This window comes from Streptomyces sp. NPDC023723, from assembly GCF_040639815.1.
In the GTDB taxonomy this organism is placed as follows: domain Bacteria; phylum Actinomycetota; class Actinomycetes; order Streptomycetales; family Streptomycetaceae; genus Streptomyces.
In genome coordinates this window covers 1-22057 of sequence record NZ_JBFAAP010000014.1, presented here as the reverse complement: position 1 = coordinate 22057, position 22057 = coordinate 1, and the positions used below count along the sequence as shown (strand labels likewise).

Genomic DNA, 22057 nt, shown 5'->3' with positions numbered 1-22057 from the left:
TCTGCGGCATGCCGCGGGCCCGGCACCGCGAGGGTGCCGGGCCCGCGGGACCAGCCGGGTTACTTGATGCGGGTGCCGGCGGACCGCAGGTGGCCGCAGGCCTCCACGACGCGCGCGGCCATGCCGGCCTCGGCCAGCTTGCCCCAGGTGCGCGGGTCGTAGGTCTTCTTGTTGCCGACCTCGCCGTCGATCTTCAGCACGCCGTCGTAGTTGGCGAACATGTGACCGGCGACCGGACGCGTGAAGGCGTACTGGGTGTCGGTGTCCAGGTTCATCTTGACCACGCCGTTGTCCAGCGCGGTGGCGATCTCCTCGGCGGTGGAGCCGGAGCCGCCGTGGAAGACGAAGTCGAACGGCTGGGCGCCGGCCGGCTTGCCGTACTTCGCGGCGACGCCCTCGTTCAGCTCCTTGAGCAGGTCGGGGCGGAGCACGACGTTGCCCGGCTTGTACACGCCGTGCACGTTGCCGAACGAGGCGGCCAGCAGGTAGCGGCCCTGCTCGCCCAGGCCCAGCGCCTCCGCGGTGCGCAGCGCGTCGTCGACGGTGGTGTAGAGGGAGTCGTTGATCTCGTGCGAGACACCGTCCTCCTCGCCGCCGGTCGGGGTGATCTCGACCTCAAGGATGATCTTGGCGGCGCGGGCCTGCGCCAGCAGCTCGGTGGCGATGGCGAGGTTGTCGGCCAGCGTCTCCGCCGAGCCGTCCCACATGTGGGACTGGAACAGCGGGTTCAGACCGGCCTCGACGCGCTTGGCGGAGAGCGCGATCAGCGGACGCACGTACGCGTCCAGCTTGTCCTTGGGGCAGTGGTCGGTGTGCAGCGCGATGTTCACGTCGTACTTCTCGGCCACGATGTGCGCGAACTCGGCCAGCGCCACCGCGCCGGTCACCATGTCCTTGCTGTGCTGGCCGCCCAGGAACTCGGCGCCGCCGGTGGAGATCTGGACGATGCCGTCGCTCTCCGCCTCCGCGAAACCGCGCAGCGCCGCGTGCAGCGTCTGGGAGGAGGTCACGTTGATGGCCGGGTAGGCGAACTTCCCCGCCTTCGCCCGGTCCAGCATCTCGTTGTAGACCTCGGGAGTTGCGATGGGCATGAGTCCGCTCCTTGATATGTGCGGGTGGGCTGTGTCGTGCGTCCGTACGTACGGCCCTGACCTGGGGGCGACGTCATTGTCGGCCCCATCTTCCCAGACCGCTCAGTCCAGGCCCAGCTCGTCCTTGGAGAAGGCGAACCGGTACGGCACACCCGCCCCCTCCTGGATCTTCTCGGCGGCGCCGGTGGCGCGGTCCACGATGGTGGCCACCGCGACCACCTCGGCACCGGCCGCGCGCACCGCCTCGACGGCGGTCAGCGGGGAGCCGCCGGTGGTGGAGGTGTCCTCGACGACCAGGACCCGGCGGCCCGCGATGTCCGGGCCCTCGACGCGGCGCTGGAGGCCGTGCGCCTTGGCCGCCTTGCGGACGACGAAGGCGTCCAGCCGCCGGCCGCGCGCGGCGGCGGCGTGCAGCATGCTCGCGGCGACCGGGTCGGCGCCCATGGTCAGCCCGCCGACCGCGTCGAACTCCAGGTCCTCGGTCAGGTCGAGGAGTACCTGTCCGACCAGCGGCGCGGCCTCGCCGTCCAGGGTGATGCGGCGCAGGTCGACGTAGTAGTCCGCCTCCAGACCGGAGGAGAGCGTCACCTTGCCGTGCACCACGGCCTTGTCCTTGATCTGCTGCAGCAGCGCGCCACGTACGTCACTCATACCGGCCAGGTTAAACGGCTCTAGAGCCGCCGCCAGCGCCAGGTCGTCGTCGCCTCCAGCGGCTCCAGGGGCGTGACCAGGCGCGGGAGGGTGTTCAGCCCGTCGGGCGGCCCGGTCTGCGGCTCCACACAGACGGCGGCCTCCTGCTCGTCGTAGATCACGGCCCACTGCTCCGGGCTGGTCACCTTCAGCTCCAGGCGCTGCGGCCAGGTGAGGGTGACGTCGACGCCGTCCGGCATGCCGAAGCAGTCGTCCCAGGGGCCGGGCAGCGGGTCGATCCGCTTGCCGGTGGGCAGGTGGTCGGCGCCGCGCTCCTCCTGCCAGGCGGCGTCGAAGCCGATCTCGACGGCGCTCGCCTCGACGGTCCGGTTGAACCAGGGGTGCCAGCCGAGCTGCGCCGGGAACGACGAGTCGTACGTCTCCACGGCCATGGTCAGCGTCAGCGCGTCCGCGGCGAGGGCGACCTGCTGGGTGACGCGGCCGGTGTACGGCCAGGGGTCGGTGAGGTCGTAGGTGAGGACGGCCTCGGTCTCGGTGACCCGCGCGGTCGCCCAGGGGGCGTCGCGGGCGAAGCCGTGGATGGCGTGCGGCGGGGAGTTCAGCGGCATCTGGTGGACGGTGGCGCCGTCCCGGAACCGGCCGTCGCGGACCCGGCCGCACCAGGGGACCATCGGGAAGCAGCCGTAGCGGTCGCCCTGGCGGAGCAGTTCCACGCCGCCGACGCGCAGCGAGCCGACCCGCCCGCCGTTGCCGGGCCGCACGGTCACCCGCGCGTCGCCCGCGGACAGAGTGATCTCTTCGTTACTCACGCCCCGACCCTACTGGGGCACTCCGGCCCCGGGACCGCGGACCGTCCGGCCCGGCGTCAGCGCCGGCGGCGCAGCGCGCGGCCGACCACGATGGCCGAGGCGACGGCCAGGGCGGCGGCCGGGGCGGCCCAGCGCAGCGGGGTGCCGGCGGAGGCGGCCTGCGGAGCGGGGACCGGGGCGTACCGGCCGCGCGGCGGCGCGTGGTCGACCTCCTCGGCGCTGCGGCCGATCATCGTGCGGCGCGCGTGCGCGGCTTCGGCGGGCGGACCGTCGCCGCCCGCCTCGGCCGGTACGTCGGCCGCCGGGTCTTCGTCGGGGGCGGGTGCGTCGGCCGCCGGGCCTTCGTTTGGGGCGGGTGCGGGTGCGGATGCGGCTTCCGGTTCCAGTGCGGACTCGGGGACCTCGGTGCCGAAGACGGAAGAGGAAGCTTCCGGGGCCGAGGTCGGGTCCGGGGTCGGGGTCGGGTCCGGGGTCGGGGTCGCGGCAGGGGCCGGCGTGTCTGCCGTGGTCCCCCGTCCCAGGTTCTCCGCGAACCGCGTCAGCAACCGCGTCGCCGCCGCGCGCACCGCGTCCGGCGGCAGTTCGGTCAGCCGCCCGTCGGCCTCGGCCGTGGCCGTCCCCCCGAACGTCAGCGTGGCGCCGCCCGCCGCGTCGGCCACCCGTACCGTCAGCGCCAGCGTCACCCGCCCCGGCCCGCGCGCCTCGTCCGCGTCGCCCTGGACGACGTACGTACCGTCGTCCCGCGCGGACACCCGCACCGAACCCCGGTAGGTGACGGAGTGGCTGCCGACGCGCAGTTTCAGCCGCCCGGTGACGGGCTCGGCGCCGGCCTCCTGCTGGAGCCCGGGCACCGCGGCCGCGACCCGGGCGGGGTCGGCCAGCGCCTCCCTGAGCCGCTCGGCCACAACCGGAACGAACACCTCATGCTCCATGTCAGCCGAGCCTACCCAGCGGGCGACGGGAACACGCCCCGTCGGCCGGAAGTCATCCGCCGCCGCCGTCCCGGACGCCACCGGTCCCGTCCCGTGGGCCGGCACCACCGCCCGCGCCCGGCCGGCCGGTCCCGGCTTGGCCGGCGCCCGGTCGAAGTGGCGCCGCACGGTCGCCGCGCTGCTGAACAGCCGGTCGACGGCGGCCCCGGGCCCGCCGCCACCGTGTACCCCATCCGGGTGAACGCCACCGGCAGCCGTGGGCGGGCCACCGCAGGACCGGACACACCCCCGGGACGGCCTCAGTACCGCGGATGCGTCAGCGTCGACGGCGGCAGATCCAGTGCGGGCGGGCCGGCCGCGGCGGCGGCGCGGGCCAGCGACCGGGGGGTCAGGGTCGCCGGGCGCGGGCCGTCCGGGTCGAGGCGCAGGGCGGGGGGCCGGCGGGCGGCGAGCAGGAACCCCCAGTCGCCGGCCGGGGAACCGGCGATCCGGTAGGGCGCGGTGCGCAGCCCCGCCGCGCGCAGCGTCGACTGCACCGTCCGGAACACGCCGGGCCGCGAGGCGACCGGCCCGGCGTGCACCGCCAGCCGTCCGCCGGGCGCCAGCGCGCGCCGGGCCAGGCCGTAGAACTCCTGCGAGTACAGCTTGGTGCCGGCCGTGACGCCCGGGTCGGGCAGGTCCGAGATCACCACGTCGTACGCCGCGACCGGCGCCCCGCGCAGCCGGTGGAAGGCGTCGTCCGTGGTGACCCGGACCCGCGGGTCGTCGTAGGCGTGCTCGTTGAGCGCGGCCAGGCCGGGATCGTGCCGCGCCAGCCGGCACAGTTCCGGGTCCACCTCCACGATCTCCACCCGCCGCACCCCCGGGTGGCGCAGCACCTCCCGGGCGGCCAGCCCGTCGCCGCCGCCGAGGATCAGCACGCGCGCGTGCGGACCGGTCATGGCGGGGTGCACCAGCGCCTCGTGGTACCGGCGTTCGTCGCCGCTGCCGACCCGCAGCCGGCCGTCCAGGAAGAGGTCGAGGGGGCGGCCGTCGGAGTCGCCGAGGACGACGATCTCCTGCACGTCGGTGCGCACCGCCACCCGGACGTCCTGGCCGTACATGGCGCGCCGGGCGGCCTGTTCGAAGTCGTCGGCCAGCACGGCGGTGGTGGCGAGGACCGCGATGACGACGACGTTGGCGGTCAGCAGCAGCCGCCGGGCCCGGCCGGTCAGGTCGCGCCGGAACAGACCGAGCACCAGGGCCGCCCCGACCACCGCGTTGACGGTCCCGGTGACCAGCGCCCCCGTCAACTGCCCCAGGAACGGCAGCAGCAGGAAGGGGAACGCCAGTCCGCCGATCAGCGACCCGGTGTAGTCGGCGGCGAACAGGTCGGCGACGGCGCCGCCCACGTCCTGGCGGCGGATCCGCTGGATCAGCTCCATCAGCAGCGGTACCTCGGCGCCGATCAGCAGGCCGATGGTGAGCGAGAAGGCGACCAGCAGCACGCGCGGCGCGTCCGCCCACAGCCCGCCCCAGTCGCCGGTCCAGGCGAACACCGCGTACAGCATCATCGCGCTGCATCCGCCGACCAGGGCGAGGGCCGCCTCCACCGCCCCGAAGCCGGCCGCGCCGAGCCGCCGCAGCCGCTTGGCGACCAGCGAGCCGATGCCCATCGCGAACACCATCACCGACAGCACGATGGACGCCTGGGTGACCGAGTCGCCGGTCAAGTAGGAGGCGACGGCGACCAGTTCGAGTTCGTACACCAGACCGCAGGCGGCGCAGACGAAGACGCCGGCCAGTACCAGGAACCGCCCGGTGCCCGGTCGCACGGGCAGCGAGGGCGGGGGCGGGGTGGCGCGACGGCCGCCCGGACCGCCCCAGGGCGGCGGGGAGCCGGGCGGGGCGGGCGCGTGCCGTTCGATCACGCTGTGACGTTACGTTACTGCGGGGCCGCGCTTCGTCACCCACACGTGTGGAACTGTCGTACACCCGGCCGCCGCAGGTTTATCCGGCGAAGACACCGGAACGGCCGCCGACGCCGGACCGGGCGCCCCCGCCCGGCCGGCCGGGCCGGGCCGTCTCGGCGCAGGCCCCGACCCTGGTCCGGGTGGCCACCAGGCGGCCTTCCTGCGGATACGCGTGCCAGGTGCGCCAGGACACCTGGCCCCGGCCGCCCTGGGCCAGCAGGGCCGTGAAGGCGTGCGGACTGCCCGGGAAGACCCCGACGAGCCCGTGCGGATGGTCGGCGACCAGGGCCAGCAACTCCTGGGCGCGGCCCGCGAAGGCGCCGGGCGAGAGCACCTCGACGTGGGCGGCGAACTCGTACTCCCAGTCGCCCACCCGCTTGGCGACACCCAGCGGCAGCGGCGTCCGGCTGCCCGGGATGCACGCGACCGTCTCCGAACAGGTCCCCCGCTCCTCCTCCAGGAGGACCTGGTGAGAGGCGCCGAGAAGTCTCAACTGGAGTGCGGCGTCTGCCAGTTCGACATCAAGGGTGGCGAGGGCCGGCAGCGGCTCCCGCCCCAGGGCCCAGGCGAGGTCGGCCGCGCGCGTGTCGGTGTAGGCGGTGTTCAGGGTCGTGAGCATGGATGGGCTCCGCAAGCACACAGGGGGAAGGAGGGCAGGGTCCCGCGTATGTCCCGGCCGCGCCGAGGGGGTGCGGCCCGGTCACAGCCCGGCCGGCCGGTCAGGAGGGGTCCGCAGGACGCGCCCGTTGGGCTGCTTGGGCGAATGAGAGGCAATCATGGACGGTGACGGCGCCACAGCGTTTTTACCCAACTTCGTGGTATTTCCATCCCTCAGGGGGCTCAACAGCTCAACTGTTCAACGACAGCGCACGCCCCTGCCCGCACCGCGCGCGCCGGCACACGAGAGCGCCCGCCGGGCGTACTGCCCGGCGGGCACTGGGTGCGGGGCCGCCCCGCGAGGTTCTCCGAAGCTCAGCTGCCCCGTGTCAGCCGCGCCTCCGCCCCCGTGTCAGCCGCCTCCGCTCCCCCGGTCAGCCACCCCCGCCCCCGCAACCGCCGCCGCCCCCGCCCCCGCCCCCGCAGGACGAGCCGCCGCCGCAGGAGTGACCCCCCGAGTGACCACCGGAGTCACCGCCCGAATGCCCACCGGAGTGACCCCCGTCCGAGCCACCCACCCACCAACTGCCCCCGCCGCTGTCACCACCACCGGCGGCGGCACCGCCGCCCCCGGCGGCCCAGCCGCGCCGCCCGCGCGTCCGCCCCCGCGCCCCGCCGGCCCGCACGCCCCGGCGCGTGACGGACACGCCCCTGGCGAGAACCAGAATCACGACCACTGCCAGGATGATGCCGATGACCATGGCGCCACCCTCCTTCCGTTGAGCGCCCCGTGAGCAACCCCCCGTGGGTGCCTCGCTGCGGGTGCCTCGCTCGTCGCGTGCACCGGAGATGCCCGGGCCCGGCCCGGCGCAAAGCGGAGTTGAGCAACTCCAGAGGTTCGGCCCGGGGACACTGCGCCGGCCACACCCCGTCGCGCATGACGACCCGCCCGCGCGGTTCCGGCTCCCCGCGCCACGCGCGCACGGTCCCCGGGACCACGCGGACGCGGACGAAGGACCCCTCCTCCGCGCGTGGGTCCCACCCGGACTCGGCGGCATACGCCCGGGGCGCGGGACCGACGCCCAGCGACCGATGCGGGCGCCCGACCACCTGTTCGCGCGCGTCGACTCGCCCCCGACGTGAGTTGATGAGGGCCGGAACTTCGGCGCAGGATGGCCGGATGACCTCCAGCGCACGCCCCCTGCTCAACCGCCGGCTCGCCGAGTTCGGGACGACGATCTTCGCCGAGATGTCCGCCCTGGCCGTGCGGACCGGCGCGATCAACCTCGGGCAGGGCTTCCCGGACACCGACGGTCCCGAGGAGGTCAGGGAGGCGGCGGTACGGGCGCTGCGCGACGGCCGCGGCAACCAGTACCCGCCGGGCCCCGGCGTCCCCGAACTGCGCGCCGCGATCACCGCCCACCAGCGGCACTGGTACGGCCTGTGCTACGACCCCGACACCGAGGTCCTGGTCACCGCCGGCGCCACGGAGGCGATCGCCGCGGCCCTGCTCGCCCTGGTGGAACCCGGCGACGAGGTGATCGCCCTGGAGCCGTACTACGACTCCTACGCCGCCTGCGTCGCGATGGCCGGCGGCACCCGCGTCCCGGTCACCCTGCGCCCGCACGAGGGCGCCTTCCGCCTCGACCTGGACGAACTGCGCGACGCGGTCACCGACCGCACCCGCCTGCTGCTGATCAACACCCCGCACAACCCCACCGGCACCGTCCTGACCCGCGCCGAACTCGCGGCCGTCGCCGAACTGGCCGTGGCCCGCGACCTGCTGGTCGTCACCGACGAGGTCTACGAGCACCTGGTCTACGACGCCGCCGAGCACGTCCCGCTGGCGTCCTTCCCCGGCATGCGCGAGCGCACGGTCACCATCTCCTCCAGCGGCAAGACCTTCTCCTTCACCGGCTGGAAGGTCGGCTGGATCACCGCCGCCCCCGCCCTGCTCACGGCGGTCCGCTCGGCCAAGCAGTACCTGACGTACGTGTCGGCGGGCCCCTTCCAGTACGCCGTCGCCGAGGCGCTCGCGCTGCCCGACACCTACTTCACCGCCTTCCGCGACGACCTGCGCGCCAAGCGCGACCTGCTCGCGACCGGCCTGGCGGAAGCCGGCTTCGGCGTGCACCGCCCGGCCGGCACGTACTTCGTCACCACCGACGTCCGCCCCCTGGGCCACGAGGACGGCTTCGCCTTCTGCCGCGCGCTGCCGGAACGCGCCGGCGTGGTCGCCGTCCCCAACGCGGTCTTCTACGACCACCGGGAGCAGGGCGCGCCGTTCGTCCGGTTCGCGTTCTGCAAGCGGACCAGTGTGCTGGCGGAGGCGGTACGGCGGCTCAAGGGGCTGGGGCGCGGGTAGCGGCAGGGACGAGTGCGGCGGGCCGCTGCCGCTGGACGTCCTGGGGGTCCGTACGTCACACCCGGCCCAGCGCGTCCCCCAGCACCGGCGTCAACGCCCGCGCGTACCCCTCGGAGAGATGGCTGTCGTCGCGATAGACCGCCGTGTCGCCGACAACCACCGGGCACCGGCCCGTGCGCGCGTCGCAGAGCCAGGGCGCCGGGTCGACGACGCGGACGCCGGTCGCGGCGGCGGCGGCGCGGACGGCGGCCCGCCGGACCGTGTCCCGCACGGCGTCCGGCAGCCGGTCGGCGCAGGCGTGCAGTTGCTCGGCGTTGGCCGCGGCGCAGTCGACCGGGTCGCCCATCGGCCACGGCGTGTCCAGCAGGGAGACGACGCGGGTGCCGAAGGCGCCGAGCCGGCGGAAGGTGCCGGCGTAACCGGTGGTCCACTGCCGTGCCCGGTCGGCGGCGGGGCGGACCGGGTCGCCCGCCTCCGAGGAGGAGACGACCACCAGGTCGGGGCGGAGGGCGCCGATCCGGGCGATGGCGTCGGCCCGCCAGCGGTCGCAGGCCGTGTACGGATCGCCCCCGCTGACGATGGTCACCTCGGCGGTCTTGCAGGACGCTTTCGTCAGCGAGACCAGTTTCCAGCCGCGCGCGGTCGCGAGCCGCTCCAGGGCCGGGAACCACTGCGCCGCGTGCGAGTCGCCGAACAGCACGACGGTCCGGGCGCCGGCCGGGTCCCCGTAGCCGCAGGGGGTGGCCCGGGTGGCGGCGTAGTCGGCGTGGCAGCCGTCCCGGTAGAGCGCGGACCGGGCGGACCGCACCTCGGGCAGTGCCGGGGAGAGGTTGCCCGGCAGCACGCCGGGGGCCGCCGCCAGCAGGGCCCCCAGCCGTGCCCCGGGGTCCGGGGCGGTGGCCAGTGCCCGGGCCAGTTCGGGCGCGGGCGGGCCGGCCCCGATGGCCGGCGGGAGGGCCGCCGCGGTCAGCGCCAGCGCCGCCGTCCCGGCCGACAGCGCGGCGCCCAGCGCCAGGCCCCGGCGCGGGCGTCCGGTCAGCGCCCGGTGGAACCGCACCGGGTTCTCCACCAGGCGCAGCGTCAGCCAGGCCAGGGCCAGCGCCACCGCGCACAGGGTGAGCGCGAGGAACGGCCCGGCGGTGCCGTCCGTGCGGCCCAGCGCCGCCGGGGCGATGACCAGCAGCGGCCAGTGCCACAGGTACCAGCCATAGGAGAGGCCGCCGATCCGGACCAGCGGCCGGCATCCCAGCAGCCGGCCCGCGCCGGGCCGGGCGGGCGCGCAGCCGGCCGCCAGCACGAGTGCCGCGCCCAGGACCGGCAGCAGGGCGTACCCGCCCGGGAACGGCGTCGTGTCGTCGTACCAGAGGGCCGCCAGGCCGATGCCGGCCAGGCCGAGCCAGCTCAGCGGGGCGGCGACGGCGGCGGGCAGCCGTTCCAGCCGGGGCGCGCACAGGGCGAGCAGGGCGCCGGCGCCCAGTTCCCAGCCCCGGGCCGGGGAGGCGAAGTACGCCCAGGGCGCCGAGGTCTCGGTCGCCACCACGCCGAACAGGAACGACCCCGCGCACAGCACCCCGAGCCCCACCGCCAGCGGCCGGCGCCGGCCGCCCACCAGACGGGCGCCGAGCAGCAGGAGCAGCGGCCACACCACGTAGAACTGCTCCTCCACCGCGAGCGACCAGAAGTGCTGGAAGGGGGAGGGCGGGCCGGTCTGCGCGAGGTAGTCGGTGCCGGCCGCCGCCAGCCGGAAGTTGACCGCGTACAGCGCGCTGCCGAGGGCGTCGCCCGCGTACTCCGCGAACCGGGTGGGCGACAGGAACAGCCGGCTGCCGGCCAGGGTGACGGCGATGACCAGCACCGCCGCGGGCAGCAGCCGCAGCGCCCGGCGGGCGTAGAAGGCGGGCAGCGAGACACGGCCGGTGGCGGCCGGCTCGCGCAGCAGCAGGGACGTGATGAGAAAGCCGGATATCACGAAGAAGACGTCGACCCCGACGTACCCGCCCTCGACCCCGGCCACCCCGGCGTGCGAGAGCACCACGAGCCCGACGGCCACCGCGCGCAGGCCCTGTATGTCGAGGCGCGGGGCGGGGTGGCCGGGCGGCGGAGCGGCAGTGCCGACCGGTGGGGCGGAGCAGACGTCGGTGAGGGTGACGCTGGGCATCGGCGGGACGGCTCCTCGCGGACGGGACGGTCAGGTTCCTGTCCCCGTACTGTGCAGGCGCTGTCCGGCCGCCAGGCGGCCTCGCGGGTGAACGCGGCCACAACATCGGGTACTTGCGGCACACGAAAGCCCGGCCGGAACATTCCCGGCCGGGCTCCCGCACTCGCTGGAGACGGCTACTCGTCGTCGTCCTCGGGCTTCTCCGCCCCGTCGACCTCCTGCTCCAGGCCGAGCTGCTCCACCAGCCACCGGTCGAACTCGATGGCGGCGCGCACCCAGCTCACCGTGGAGGAGACGAAGTGCTCCAGGCTCACGCCGGTGCCGATCAGCATCTGGGCCTCGCCGATCAGGCGGACCGTGCCGTCGTCGTGGGTGTGCGAGTACACCTTGGGCCACAGGGTGCGCCGGTTCCAGTCGTCGGCGGACTCCAGCAGCTGCGGCTTGTCCTCGATCTGGTGCGGCCGGTCGTAGAACGTCCGCACCGAGAAGACCTGCTGGTCCCCCTCGCCGCGGAACATGAAGTACGTACGGAACTGCTCCCACGGCGCCGCGAGGTCACCCTCGTCGTCGACGACGTACTTCAGCTCCATCTGGTCGAGGAGCTGCTTCACGAGGTCCTGATCCGGGACGACGGGGCCCGCCGGGCCCTGGGGCTCAGGCTCGGGCTTGCCCCCGAAGTTCGGAATCGAGGACGGGTCGATGCTCACCGTGATTTTCCCTTCGTACGGATTCCGCCATCCTCCCCCATGCGGGGAGGGGGGTGGCAAGCCCCGGCGCGCCTGTGCCCCGGGGCGGTGGAATCAGGGTGGCGTCAGAGTGTCTTCCCGGCATCCGGTCCCACGATCAGATCGTCCCCGAACCGGTCCACCCGTACCGCGTCGCCGTCCTTGATCTCGCCGGACAGGATCTCCCGGGCGAGCCGGTCGCCGATGGCCGTCTGGACCAGGCGGCGCAGCGGGCGGGCGCCGTAGGCCGGGTCGTTGCCCTCGTCCGCGAGCCACTGGAGGGCCTCGTCGGTGATCTCCAGGGTGAGGCGCCGCTCGGCCAGCCGGCGGGACAGGGCCTGGATCTGGAGGCGGGCGATCCGGCTCAGTTCCTCCTTGGTGAGGGCCGAGAAGACGACCAGGTCGTCGAGGCGGTTGAGGAACTCCGGCTTGAAGGAGGCCCGGACCACCTCCAGGACCTGTTCCTTCTTCTCCGCCTCGGTGGTGATCGGGTCCACCAGGAACTGGCTGCCCAGGTTGGAGGTGAGGACGAGGATGGCGTTGCGGAAGTCGACCGTCCGGCCCTGTCCGTCGGTGAGCCGGCCGTCGTCCAGTACCTGGAGCAGGATGTCGAAGACCTCGGGGTGGGCCTTCTCCACCTCGTCCAGCAGGACGACGCTGTACGGGCGGCGGCGCACCGCCTCGGTGAGCTGGCCGCCCTCCTCGTAGCCGACGTAGCCGGGGGGCGCGCCGACCAGCCGGGCCACGCTGTGCTTCTCGCTGTACTCGGACATGTCGATGCGGACCATCGCCCGCTCGTCGTCGAAGAGGAAGTCGGCGAGCGCCTTGGCCAGTTCCGTCTTGCCGACGCCGGTCGGGCCGAGGAAGAGGAAGGAGCCGGTGGGGCGGTCGGGGTCGGCGATGCCGGCCCGGGAGCGGCGTACCGCGTCGGAGACCGCGCGGACCGCCTGCGTCTGGCCGATGAGCCGCTTGCCCAGCTCGTCCTCCATGCGCAGCAGCTTCTGCGTCTCGCCCTCCAGGAGGCGGCCGGCCGGGATGCCGGTCCAGGCGGCGACGACGTCGGCGATGTCGTCGGCGCCGACCTCCTCCTTGACCATGGTGTCCTGGGCGACCTCCTCCTCGGCCTGGGCGGCGGCCTCCAGGTCCCGCTCCACGTTCGGGATCTCGCCGTACAGCAGCTTGGAGGCGGAGTCGAAGTCGCCGTCGCGCTGGGCGCGTTCGGCCTGGCCGCGCAGTTCGTCGAGCTTCTCCTTCAGCTCGCCGACCCGGTTGAGGGACTGCTTCTCCTTCTCCCAGCGGGCGTTCAGGCCGCGCAGTTCCTCCTCCTTGTCGGCGAGGTCGCGGCGCAGCTTCTCCAGCCGCTGGAGGGAAGCGGCGTCGGTCTCCCGGCCGATGGCCAGTTCCTCCATCTTCAGCCGGTCGACGGCGCGCTGGAGTTCGTCGATCTCGACCGGGGACGAGTCGATCTCCATGCGCAGCCGGGAGGCCGCCTCGTCGACGAGGTCGATGGCCTTGTCGGGCAGGAAGCGGGAGGTGATGTACCGGTCGGAGAGGGTGGCGGCGGCCACCAGCGCGCTGTCCGCGATCTGCACCTTGTGGTGGGCCTCGTAGCGGCCCTTGAGGCCGCGCAGGATCGCGATGGAGTCCTCGACGGACGGCTCCGCCACCAGCACCTGCTGGAAGCGGCGCTCCAGCGCCGGGTCCTTCTCGATGCGCTCGCGGTACTCGTCCAGCGTGGTCGCGCCGACCATGCGCAGCTCGCCGCGGGCCAGCATCGGCTTGAGCATGTTGCCCGCGTCCATCGCGGAGTCGCCGCCCGCGCCGGCCCCCACGACGGTGTGCAGCTCGTCGATGAACGTGATGATCTGGCCGTCCGAGTCCTTGATCTCGGCCAGCACGGTCTTCAGCCGCTCCTCGAACTCACCGCGGTACTTGGCGCCCGCCACCATCGCGCCGAGGTCCAGCGCGACCAGCCGCTTGTTCTTCAGCGACTCGGGCACGTCCCCCTTCACGATCCGCTGGGCGAGCCCTTCGACGACGGCGGTCTTGCCGACGCCCGGCTCACCGATCAGGACCGGGTTGTTCTTCGTACGGCGGGACAGCACCTGCACCACGCGGCGGATCTCGGTGTCCCGGCCGATGACCGGGTCGAGCTTGCCCTCGCGCGCGGCGGCCGTGAAGTCGGTGCCGAACTTCTCCAGCGCCTTGTACTGGCCCTCCGGGTCCGCGGTGGTCACCCGGCGCCCTCCCCTCGCCTTCTGGAAGGCCTCCTGAAGCTTCTTCGCGGTGGCCCCCTGCTCCGTGAGCAACTCACCGGCCGCACCGCCCTTGGCGGCGATGCCGATCAGGAGGTGTTCGGTGGAGAGGTACTCGTCGCCGAGGTCCTCGGCCCTCTTCTGGGCGTCGGCGACGACCGCGAGCATCTCACGGCTGGGCTGGGGCGGGGCGACCGTGGACCCGGTCACGCTGGGCAGCCCGGCCAGCACCCGTTCGGCGCCGGTGCGGACGGCGACCTGGTCGGCGTCGACGGCGGTGAGCAGGTCGGTGATGTTCTCGTTCTCCTGACCCTGGAGCAGGGCCAGAAGCAGGTGGGCGGGGGTGAGGTCCGGGTGTCCCTCGGTCACGGCCCGATTGCTGGCCGCGTTGATCGCGTCCCGGCTCCGGTTGGTCAGCTCGGCGTCCACGTTCGGGTTCTCCTCCTGGCGACTGACTGGCGACTGACTCAGCAACGTCCTGACTTGAGCAACATACGTAAAGTTGAGTCTATTCCACTCAAGTGGCGTCCGGCAGTACTGGCGCGGGAACGCGAGCGCGAAGGCGGGGTTACGTACGGGGTACCGAGGCGGCGCGGCGGCACGCGGAGCGGAGCGGTACCGGCCACCGCGGCCGAATCCCACCCGGGCGGCCATCGGGGGCACGGCGGGACGGGCTGGGACGCTGGGGCGCTGGGCACGGGGCGGGCCCCCGGTCGGGCCAGGTAGGCCGAAACGGGGCGATGGCCCCGGAAAACCATGAAAAACTGCAGCGGCGTCACCGTGTTCAGGTCACGGTGACGCCGCTGCGGGGGGAAGCACCTGAGCGATCTTTTACGACGGGGGAATCGCGTCAGGCACTGCGGGGGGTGGCAGAGATGGTCCTCAGATCGGAGTCCTCCGACGGCACGAGCCGGTGGTCCCGCTGATCAAGGTTCACAAAGATCATTCCGTACCGGATGGCACACCGGACGGGCTGCGGCGCCCCCCGGGGCCGCCGCAGACACCGGTACGCCCGCACGTCGTCGTCCTCGTCCCGGGTGACGACGACCGGTTCGCCGAACACGGTCACCATCAGCGAGTCACCGCTGTGGGGGATGGCGGTGACCAGGTCGATGAAGTGCCAGCCGGACCGGTAGGCGGTGGCCATCTCACGACGGAACGAGCGATCGTCGGGTGGCGTGGCCATCGCGATCAGTCCCAGGACGTGTCATTGACGTGGGCTCCGCCGACGACCGTCGCGATCGAACCCGTGTCCGCTCGAACGTCACTGGACTTGCCGGTCAGACCGCTCACAGCCCCGAAGATCACGACGGCGGAAAGAGCAGCGGCAAGTACCGAGCGAAGCATTCTCTTACTCATAGTCGGCTTCGTCCTCACTCGATGGCCTCCTCTTCCCCCGTCGAACAAGACGATGGCTCATTCAGGCACATCCTGGCCACACAATCGGTGCATCATGTTCCTGCATGTTCAGGACCCTGGGGGGTGGAAAATTGGGGACAAACGGAGCACAAGGGGCACATCCCCACGCCATAACCGATCTGTGTGAGGAAGGCGGCCGTCTCTACACGAGTGCTCTGCGTGCCGGCCGCATCGCTCGCGCGGACGCGGCGTCGGCCCCCTGCCTCATGGAGTTCGCGCTGCTCCACCCGGACCCCGACGACCCCGACTGGCTGCGCCCCGTCCCGCCGTCGGTCGCCCTTGCCCAGCACCTTTACCCAATAGAGCGGGAGATCACCGAGCGCCGCCGGCTCTCGGTGGAGCTGGCCGACGCCTTCGAGCCGTTCCTCGCGGCCGGTGCCCAGAGCGCCTCGGACACCGACCTCATCACCGTGCTGGAGGGGCAGGACCGGATCAACGCCGCGCTCAACCTCGCGACATCCCAGTGCCACACCGAGGTACTCACGGTACAGCCCGGCAAACGCCGGCTGGAGAGCAACCTGCTGAAGGGCCTGGAGCGCGACCGGCCCTTCCTCGACCGGGGAGTACGCCTGCGCACCCTGTACCAGCACACCGCGCGGCACAGCCCCGAGACCCTCGCGTACGTGGAGCAGATCGCCGATGGCAAGGTCGAGGTGCGCACCATCGACGAGCTGGTCGAACGGCTCATCATCTGCGACGAGACGGTGGCCTTCATCCCCATCCGGGACGACCGGCGCGTCGCCCTGGAACTGCGTCACCCCGGCCTGGTCCGGTACCTGATCAAGGTCTTCGAGTTCATGTGGTCGCGCGCGGTGCCCCTGAGAGTCGGCATCCCCTACGAACCGGCCCCCGGCGGCATCACCGACATCCAGCACTCCATCGCGAAGCTGCTGGTCGAGGGGCATGTGGACGAGGCAATCGCCCGCCGCCTCGGCATGAACGTCCGTACCTGCCGGGCCCACATAGCCAAACTGGCCTCCGCTCTCGGCAGCGGCAGCCGCGCGCAACTCGGTTACCTCATCGCACGGTCGGGAATCCTGGAGCAGGAGGAGGCCGCCCGGTGACCACCCCGCCGCCCGCCGAGCACGCCGAGCACGGCGTGGAAGACCTGTGCGCCGCCGGCCGGGAGCTGTACGAACGCGCGCTCAACAACGGCCCGGTGCGCGCCGAGGAGGCCGCGCACGCGCCGTGCCTGCCGGCCCTCGGACTGCTCAGCCCCGCGCTCGAAGACCCGCACCTGCTGGAACCCGTACCACCGGCCCTCGCCCTGCACCGGTTGCTGCGCACCTCGGCCGACCGGGTCGCCGCCGAACGCCGGCGCGAGGAACGGCTGTCCCGGACGTTCGAGCCCTTGATGCGGGCGACGGGGCAGTGGGCCGCGGCGGCGGACGGACCGCTGCGGGTGCTCAGCGGCATGGAGAGCATCAACCAGGCCATCACCGAGGCCATGACGGGGGCGGCGCGGGAACTGCTGTGCGTCCAGCCCAGCCTGAGACGCGACCCCGGCCGCATGGAGCGGGCCAGGGCCATCGCCGTCGCCCGCGACCAGGCCCTGCTCGACCGCGGTGGCCGTATCCGCACCCTCTACCAGCACACCCAGCGGCACGTGCCCTCCGTCCTCGCCCACTACGAGACGCTCAACGGCGACGCCGAGGCCCGCACCCTCGACGAGATCACCGACCGGCTCATCGTCGTCGACCGCACGGTGGCGTTCGTCGCCGGTGACAAGGAAGCCTGGTCCGCGCTGGAGGTCCGGGTCCCCGCCCTCGTCTCCTACTTCGCCACCGTCTTCGACCGCCTCTGGCGCCTCGCCACCCCCATGTACCCGAACGCCGTCCAGCCGCCCACCCTGGACGGTGTCACCCCCCGGCAGCGGGCCATCGCCGCGCTGCTGGTGGAGGGGCACACCGACGCCGTCGTCGCCGAGCGGCTCGGGCTGAACGTGCGGACCGCGCGGGAGCACATCGCCAAGCTGTCCGCCACGCTCGGCAGCGAGAGCCGGGCCCAGCTCGGCTATCTCATCGCCCGGTCGGGGATCATGGACCGGGCGGACTGACCGGCGGCGGCTGCGGCGGCCCGTCCAGCCCCGCCTGGGCCAGCCGCACGCCCAGCTGGGTCCGGCTCGCCGCGCCCAGCGTCTCCGACAGCCGGGCGATGTGCGCCCGGCAGGTCCGTACGCTGATGCCCAGCCGTTCGGCGATCACCGCGTCCTGGTGGCCCTCCGCCAGCAGCGCCGCGATGGACCGCTCCCGGTGCGAGATGCCCTCGATGCCGGTGTCGGGCAGCGGCGCGGTGATCGGCAGGGCGAGCCGCCACAGCCGTTCGAAGACGGTGACCAGGTACTCCACCAGCGCCGGGTGGCGCAGCTCCAGCGCCATCGTCCGGTCCGCGTTGGCGGGTACGAAGGCCACTGTGCGGTCGAACAGGATCAGCCGGTCGATCACCTCGTCCAGCGTCCGCGCCTCCACCGCGTCGCCCATCAGCTCCATGTAGTGCAGCAGCCCCTGCCCGTGCCGGGCGACATGCGTGTACAGGTCCCGCATCCGCACCCCGCGCCCGCGCAGCGCCAGCGCCCGGTGCAGCCCCTCGGAGAGTTCGTGCTCGCGCCGGATGCCGCCGGGCTGCACGGTCAGCACCTCCGTCGTGCAGGCCCGCGTCGCCTCGTCCATCGCCGCCTGGATCCGGCCCAGCCCGTCCAGCACCCGGATCGCCGCCGTGCCCTCGGCCGCCACCGGCCGGCGCTCGGCGCCCAGACCGGCGTACCGCTCGAAGGCGGCGACCACCGAACCCATCCGCCGCTGCCCGGCGCTGACCTCGTCGTGCACCTCGCGCAGCAGCCGGGACATGACCTCCCGCGGCGCGGTCGGCACCAGCCAGGCCATGTCGTCGGGGTCGGGGTGCAGCAGCGCCAGGTCCAGCAGACAGGGCACCGCCTCGGCATCCCGGCGCGGCACCCGGCCCCGCCGCACCGCCCGGGCGTACACCTGGTCCCCGGCCTCGCACAGTCGGTCAGCACCGTGTGGATGCCCGTCCGTCCCGTGCCCGGCCATCGCCCAGCCCACCCCCGCGTCCCGCGCCCTTCCGCAGCGCAACTATGCGCGGCCGGGACCGGCTGTGCAACAAGCGGCCTACTTCAGACCGGCCTCGGCGCAGGCGTCCTCGTACGCGGCGGTGCAGATGTCGGAGACCTGGTAGATGCCGTCGTTGATGACGGTCTGCTTGATGTTCTCCTTGGTCAGGGCGACGACGGTGACCAACTGGGCGGGAATGTCCTGCTGGGTGGGGCTGTCCACCTTGTCGGTGGTGAGCGCGTCGAACTGGATGTCCTTGCCCTGCACTCGGGCCACCGCCATCTCGGCGGCGTTCTCCGCCTCCTGCGGGTAGGACTTGTACACGCTCATGTACTGCTCGCCGGTGACGATCCGGCGCACCGCGTCCAGGTCGGCGTCCTGCCCGGTGACCGGCGGCAGATCGGTGACACCGGCCGCCTTGAGCGCCTTGATGACACCGCCCGCCATGCCGTCGTTGGCGGAGTAGACCCCGGCGATCCCGTCCACGCCGAGCTTGTCGATCGCCTCGGCCATGTTCTGCTCGGCGTTCTCCGGCTTCCAGTCCTTGGTGTCGTACTCGGCGCCGACCTGTACGTTCCCGGCCAGTTCGGTCAGCGCGCCGGCCTTGAACTGGCGGGCGTTGGGGTCGGTGGAGGAGCCGTTCATCATGACGATGGTGTCGGCGGCCGAGTCGCTGCCGAGCGCCTCGAGCAGCGAACGGCCCTGGACCTCCCCGACCAGTTCGTTGTCGAAGGAGATGTACGCGTCGATCGGCCCCTCGGCCAGCCGGTCGTACGCGATCACCGGGATGCCCGCGGCCTTGGCCTTCTTCACGCCGCTCGCGATGGCGTGCGAGTCGACCGCGTCCAGCACGATGACGTCGACCCGGTCGTCGACCATCCGCTGCAACTGCTGGGCCTGCTTGCCCGCGCTCGCGTCGGCGTTGGCGTACGCCACCGTGCCCCGGCCGCCGGTCAGTTCGTCCACCTTCTTCTTGAAGATGGGGTGGTCGAACTGCTCGTAGCGGGTGTTGTCCTTCTCCGGCAGCAGCAGGCCGACCGTGAGGTCGTCGCCCTTGGTCGGGCTGGCGTCGTCGCTGCCGCCCGCCACGTTCAGGGCACCGCAGGCGGTCAGCGAAACGGTCATCGTGGACGCCGCCACGCATATGGCGATTCGACGCATGCTGGTGATCACTTCTGGTGCCTTCCGGACGCGGCCGCCGCTTTGCGACCCAGGTGACTGAAAAGACAACGCCAGACCCATCCGCCCGTCAAGCGATACCACTTAACGAGAGCGCAACATCACACACCGCAGCCGACCCGGACCCGGCCCGGCAAAACCTCCAACTTCCCTACACACGCTGGTCATCTGGGCTCCACAACCGAATCCACAAGATCCGTACAACCAACTCCAATCCTCACGAGTCGTGATCACGGAGACCGCTCACCGTCTCGACTGCCTCCGCTGTTTTCGATCAGAGGACCGAATGAACTCAGCCAGACGCACGACCCTGGCCGCCGCCTCGGCCGCCGTCGTGCTCTCCACCGCGGGCGGACTGCTGACCGTCGCCGCCGCACCCGCCGCCGCGGCCGTGAGCTGCGCCTCGCCGGTCTTCAAGCGGCAGTTCTTCGCGAACACCACGTTCGCCGGGACGGCGAAGAAGACCGACTGCGACTCGGTGATCGACCAGAACTGGGGCACCGGCGCCCCCGCCGCCGGCCTGCCCGCCAACAACTTCGGCGTCCGCTGGTCGGTCACCCGCGACTTCGGCTCCGGCGGCCCGTTCGCCTTCACCGCCGCCGCCCAGGACGGCATCCGGGTCTACCTGGACGGCACCCGCAAGCTCGATGTGTGGAAGAACGTGTCGTCCACCCGGAAGAAGACGGCCAACGTCACGATCCCCAAGGGCAAGCACACCCTGCGGATCGACTTCGTCAACTGGACCGGCAGCGCGAACGTCAAGTTCACCTACGCGCCGCGCACCACCGCCTCCGTCGACAAGGTCGAGCCGCTCACCCCGGCCGCCCCCGCGGTGACGTACGACAAAGCCACCGGGAAGACCAAAATCACCTGGTCCAGGAACCAGGAGATGGACCTCGCCGGCTACCGCGTCCACCGCCGCCTGAAGGGCACCTCGTACGCCGCGAAGCCGCTCGCCACGACCACCTCGACGTCGTACACGGACAGCACCCTGCCGAAGACCGGCGAGACGTACTACTACGAGGTCCGCGCCTACGACAAGGCGGGCAACGAGTCGGCCGGGACCACGGACAAGGGCGTCACCACCGTGGACAGCACGCCGCCCGCCGCGCCGTTCGTGGAGCTGGACGCCTGCCCGGCCGGCCGGCCCTACGCCGCCCCGGAACTGGTCACCACCGCGGCCAACGCCGCCGACATCGCGCTCTACGAACTCCAGCGGCAGAACGCGGCCACCGGCGCCTGGACGACCGTGGCCACCGCCGCCGAGGGCGCCTTCTGCGACACCGGCACCCCGGCCGACGGCCGCCAGGTCACCTACCGCGGCCGGGCCCGGGACGCCGCCGGCAACTGGTCGGCGTACTCGGCCGCCACCACCGTCACCACCGCCGACCTGACCCCGCCGGCCGCCGTCACCGGCGCCCGCGTCGAGTACCGCTCCGGCGTCCCGCACCTGACCTGGACCCCGGCCGACGACGCCACCGCCTACCAGGTCCTCCAGTACGACCCGGCGACCGGCGGCTGGCTCGACGCGCTGCCCGGCACCGGCGGGACCACCACCGGCACCGATGTCGTCCCGCGCCAGCTGACCGCCGTGAGCGACACCTACCGGTACGCCGTCCGCGCGGTGGACGCCAAGGGCAACGCGGCCGCGCCGGTGGAGATCCCGCTGGACCTGGCCGCCCGCCCGGAGGCGATACCCGCCTTCCGCACCACCGCCACCCCCCACGGGGAGGGCGTGATGGTCGAGTGGAGCGCCACCGATCCCTGGGCCTTCGACGGCGACGGCCCGCTGCTCACCTTCCACCTGGTCCGCACCGACCCGGCCACCGGCCTCAGCACCACCGTCGACCTGTGCAAGCCGAACAGCTCGGTCGACCTGCCGCCGGCGGCCCCGGAGACCTACTCGACCTGGACCGGTTCCGACGCCCCCGACTACGCCGGCCGCAAGCAGGTCAACGGGGTCTGCTGGGACGTCTCGGGCGCCTCCGAGACCACCTACGAGTACCGGGTGGTGACCGAAGGCCCGGACGGCCACGACTCGGCGCCCGGCCCGGCCGCCACCGCCACCACCCCGGACACCGAACGCCCGGCCCCGGTGCGGGACCTGACCGCCGAGGCCGTCCCGCTCGGCGTCCACCTGACCTGGACCCCGCCCGCCGACGACGACGTGCGCAAGTACCTCGTGTGGCAGGGCGTCACCGACCCGGACACCGGCGAGACGGTCTGGACGGAGAACTGCTGGACCGGCAGCTCACTGGCCGCCACCGAGATCTACTGCCCGACCGTGCCCGACGGCGCCGAACACGTCTACCGGGTCGCCGCCTCCGACGGCTCCGGACTCATCGACCCCTACGCCGGCCCCGCCGCCTACCGCACGGCGGACATCACGGTCACGCTGCCCGACACCCGGCCGCCCGGCTGGACCGGCACCGAGGTCCGCGAGGGCCAGTACCCGAAGCTGTACGTGGACTGCTCCGCCACCGCGGGCCTCGGCGACTGCGCCCGGTTCGCCGGGTACCGGGTGGAACGCTGGGACCCGGCCACCGCGACCTGGACCACCCTGACCCAGGGGGTGGCGGACGACGCGGTGTACTACGTGGACGAGGCGGTCAGCGCGGACCGGCTGGGCCTCTACTACTACCGGGTGGTCCGCACCGACGCGTCGGGCGCCGACGTGCACACCGACTACCAGGCGTACGGCATCTGGGACGCCTGGCTCTGACCCCGGCCCAGCGGCGAGACAGCGGTGCGGGGGGCCGGGGGGGTTGCCGACCGGGCCCCCCCCCCCCTGGGCCCCGGCCGCCCTGCCCCCGCCCCCGGGGGCCCCCCCCCCCCCCCCGCCGGGGAGCAGCT

16 protein-coding genes and 1 pseudogene are annotated in these 22057 nt (G+C 73.0%); 4 read left to right on the top strand and 13 right to left on the bottom strand.

Annotated features, from left to right (window positions below; all coding sequences use genetic code 11):
• Nucleotides 1-59 precede the first annotated feature (59 nt).
• From fbaA to AB0G32_RS17415, 7 genes and pseudogenes are all read right to left on the bottom strand, one after another.
• A complete protein-coding gene (gene fbaA, locus AB0G32_RS17445; RefSeq protein ID WP_361163477.1) occupies nucleotides 60-1091 on the bottom strand; it encodes a class II fructose-bisphosphate aldolase in 1032 nt (343 codons plus the stop codon).
• Nucleotides 1092-1193: 102 nt separating this feature from the next.
• Nucleotides 1194-1742, bottom strand: a complete 549-nt coding sequence (gene pyrE, locus AB0G32_RS17440) for an orotate phosphoribosyltransferase (RefSeq protein ID WP_361163475.1) — start codon at nucleotides 1740-1742, stop codon at nucleotides 1194-1196.
• 20 nt (nucleotides 1743-1762) lie between these two features.
• Nucleotides 1763-2551, bottom strand: coding sequence for an aldose 1-epimerase (locus tag AB0G32_RS17435; RefSeq protein ID WP_361163473.1), 789 nt, complete (start codon nucleotides 2549-2551; stop codon nucleotides 1763-1765).
• Between the two features lie 56 nt (nucleotides 2552-2607).
• A complete protein-coding gene (locus AB0G32_RS17430; protein WP_361163471.1) occupies nucleotides 2608-3483 on the bottom strand; it encodes an SRPBCC domain-containing protein in 876 nt (291 codons plus the stop codon).
• A gap of 299 nt (nucleotides 3484-3782) precedes the next feature.
• Nucleotides 3783-5393, bottom strand: a complete 1611-nt coding sequence (locus AB0G32_RS17425) for a polyamine aminopropyltransferase (RefSeq protein WP_361163469.1) — start codon at nucleotides 5391-5393, stop codon at nucleotides 3783-3785.
• Nucleotides 5394-5472: 79 nt separating this feature from the next.
• Nucleotides 5473-6054 carry a DUF2617 family protein gene (locus AB0G32_RS17420; protein WP_361163467.1) on the bottom strand — a complete coding sequence of 194 codons (582 nt, stop codon included), beginning with the start codon at nucleotides 6052-6054 and terminating at the stop codon, nucleotides 5473-5475.
• Nucleotides 6055-6953: 899 nt separating this feature from the next.
• Nucleotides 6954-7094 (bottom strand): annotated as a pseudogene (locus tag AB0G32_RS17415) (pyridoxamine 5'-phosphate oxidase); the annotation flags it as partial.
• 118 nt (nucleotides 7095-7212) lie between these two features.
• Between AB0G32_RS17415 and AB0G32_RS17410 the strand changes: the two are divergent.
• Complete coding sequence (locus AB0G32_RS17410; protein ID WP_361163465.1) at nucleotides 7213-8397, top strand: pyridoxal phosphate-dependent aminotransferase; 1185 nt, start codon at nucleotides 7213-7215, stop codon at nucleotides 8395-8397.
• A 55-nt stretch (nucleotides 8398-8452) separates the two neighbouring features.
• On the opposite strand, the gene AB0G32_RS17405 is transcribed toward AB0G32_RS17410, so the two are convergent.
• From AB0G32_RS17405 to AB0G32_RS17390, 4 genes are all read right to left on the bottom strand, one after another.
• Entirely contained in the window at nucleotides 8453-10555 is a 2103-nt protein-coding gene (locus AB0G32_RS17405; RefSeq protein WP_361163463.1) for an acyltransferase family protein, read from the bottom strand.
• A 176-nt stretch (nucleotides 10556-10731) separates the two neighbouring features.
• Nucleotides 10732-11262 carry a YbjN domain-containing protein gene (locus tag AB0G32_RS17400; protein WP_361163461.1) on the bottom strand — a complete coding sequence of 177 codons (531 nt, stop codon included), beginning with the start codon at nucleotides 11260-11262 and terminating at the stop codon, nucleotides 10732-10734.
• Nucleotides 11263-11366: 104 nt separating this feature from the next.
• A complete protein-coding gene (clpB, locus tag AB0G32_RS17395) occupies nucleotides 11367-13964 on the bottom strand; it encodes an ATP-dependent chaperone ClpB (protein ID WP_361163459.1) in 2598 nt (865 codons plus the stop codon).
• Between the two features lie 421 nt (nucleotides 13965-14385).
• Nucleotides 14386-14721, bottom strand: a complete 336-nt coding sequence (locus AB0G32_RS17390; RefSeq protein ID WP_361163457.1) for a hypothetical protein — start codon at nucleotides 14719-14721, stop codon at nucleotides 14386-14388.
• Between the two features lie 277 nt (nucleotides 14722-14998).
• Between AB0G32_RS17390 and AB0G32_RS17385 the strand changes: the two genes are divergently transcribed.
• On the top strand, nucleotides 14999-16018 hold the full coding sequence (locus AB0G32_RS17385; RefSeq protein WP_361163456.1) for a helix-turn-helix transcriptional regulator: 1020 nt from the start codon (nucleotides 14999-15001) through the stop codon (nucleotides 16016-16018).
• On the top strand, nucleotides 16015-17010 hold the full coding sequence (locus AB0G32_RS17380; RefSeq protein WP_361163454.1) for a helix-turn-helix transcriptional regulator: 996 nt from the start codon (nucleotides 16015-16017) through the stop codon (nucleotides 17008-17010). Before AB0G32_RS17385 ends, AB0G32_RS17380 begins: the two co-directional genes overlap by 4 nt.
• Here the strand turns inward: AB0G32_RS17380 and AB0G32_RS17375 are convergent.
• Together AB0G32_RS17375 and AB0G32_RS17370 are read right to left on the bottom strand one after the other, a co-directional pair.
• Nucleotides 16991-18004, bottom strand: coding sequence for a LuxR C-terminal-related transcriptional regulator (locus AB0G32_RS17375; RefSeq protein ID WP_361163452.1), 1014 nt, complete (start codon nucleotides 18002-18004; stop codon nucleotides 16991-16993). The genes AB0G32_RS17380 and AB0G32_RS17375 overlap by 20 nt on opposite strands.
• 78 nt (nucleotides 18005-18082) lie before the next feature.
• Nucleotides 18083-19186, bottom strand: coding sequence for a substrate-binding domain-containing protein (locus tag AB0G32_RS17370; protein WP_361163450.1), 1104 nt, complete (start codon nucleotides 19184-19186; stop codon nucleotides 18083-18085).
• 304 nt (nucleotides 19187-19490) lie between these two features.
• Here AB0G32_RS17370 and AB0G32_RS17365 point away from each other — a divergent pair, with 304 nt between their 5' ends.
• Nucleotides 19491-21926: a PA14 domain-containing protein gene (locus tag AB0G32_RS17365; protein ID WP_361163448.1), complete on the top strand. Its 2436-nt coding sequence runs from the start codon at nucleotides 19491-19493 to the stop codon at nucleotides 21924-21926.
• Nucleotides 21927-22057 lie beyond the last annotated feature (131 nt).

Bases quoted from the DNA above. Each gene is read 5' to 3' on its own strand.
- fbaA (WP_361163477.1), bottom strand. From the start codon at position 1,091: ATGCCCATCGCAACTCCCGAGGTCTACAACGAGATGCTGGACCGGGCG.
- pyrE (WP_361163475.1), bottom strand. From the start codon at position 1,742: ATGAGTGACGTACGTGGCGCGCTGCTGCAGCAGATCAAGGACAAGGCC.
- AB0G32_RS17430 (WP_361163471.1), bottom strand. From the start codon at position 3,483: ATGGAGCATGAGGTGTTCGTTCCGGTTGTGGCCGAGCGGCTCAGGGAG.
- AB0G32_RS17420 (WP_361163467.1), bottom strand. From the start codon at position 6,054: ATGCTCACGACCCTGAACACCGCCTACACCGACACGCGCGCGGCCGAC.
- AB0G32_RS17410 (WP_361163465.1), top strand. From the start codon at position 7,213: ATGACCTCCAGCGCACGCCCCCTGCTCAACCGCCGGCTCGCCGAGTTC.
- AB0G32_RS17405 (WP_361163463.1), bottom strand. From the start codon at position 10,555: ATGCCCAGCGTCACCCTCACCGACGTCTGCTCCGCCCCACCGGTCGGC.
- AB0G32_RS17390 (WP_361163457.1), bottom strand. From the start codon at position 14,721: ATGGCCACGCCACCCGACGATCGCTCGTTCCGTCGTGAGATGGCCACC.
- AB0G32_RS17385 (WP_361163456.1), top strand. From the start codon at position 14,999: ATGTTCAGGACCCTGGGGGGTGGAAAATTGGGGACAAACGGAGCACAA.
- AB0G32_RS17375 (WP_361163452.1), bottom strand. From the start codon at position 18,004: ATGGCCGGGCACGGGACGGACGGGCATCCACACGGTGCTGACCGACTG.
- AB0G32_RS17370 (WP_361163450.1), bottom strand. From the start codon at position 19,186: ATGCGTCGAATCGCCATATGCGTGGCGGCGTCCACGATGACCGTTTCG.
- AB0G32_RS17365 (WP_361163448.1), top strand. From the start codon at position 19,491: ATGAACTCAGCCAGACGCACGACCCTGGCCGCCGCCTCGGCCGCCGTC.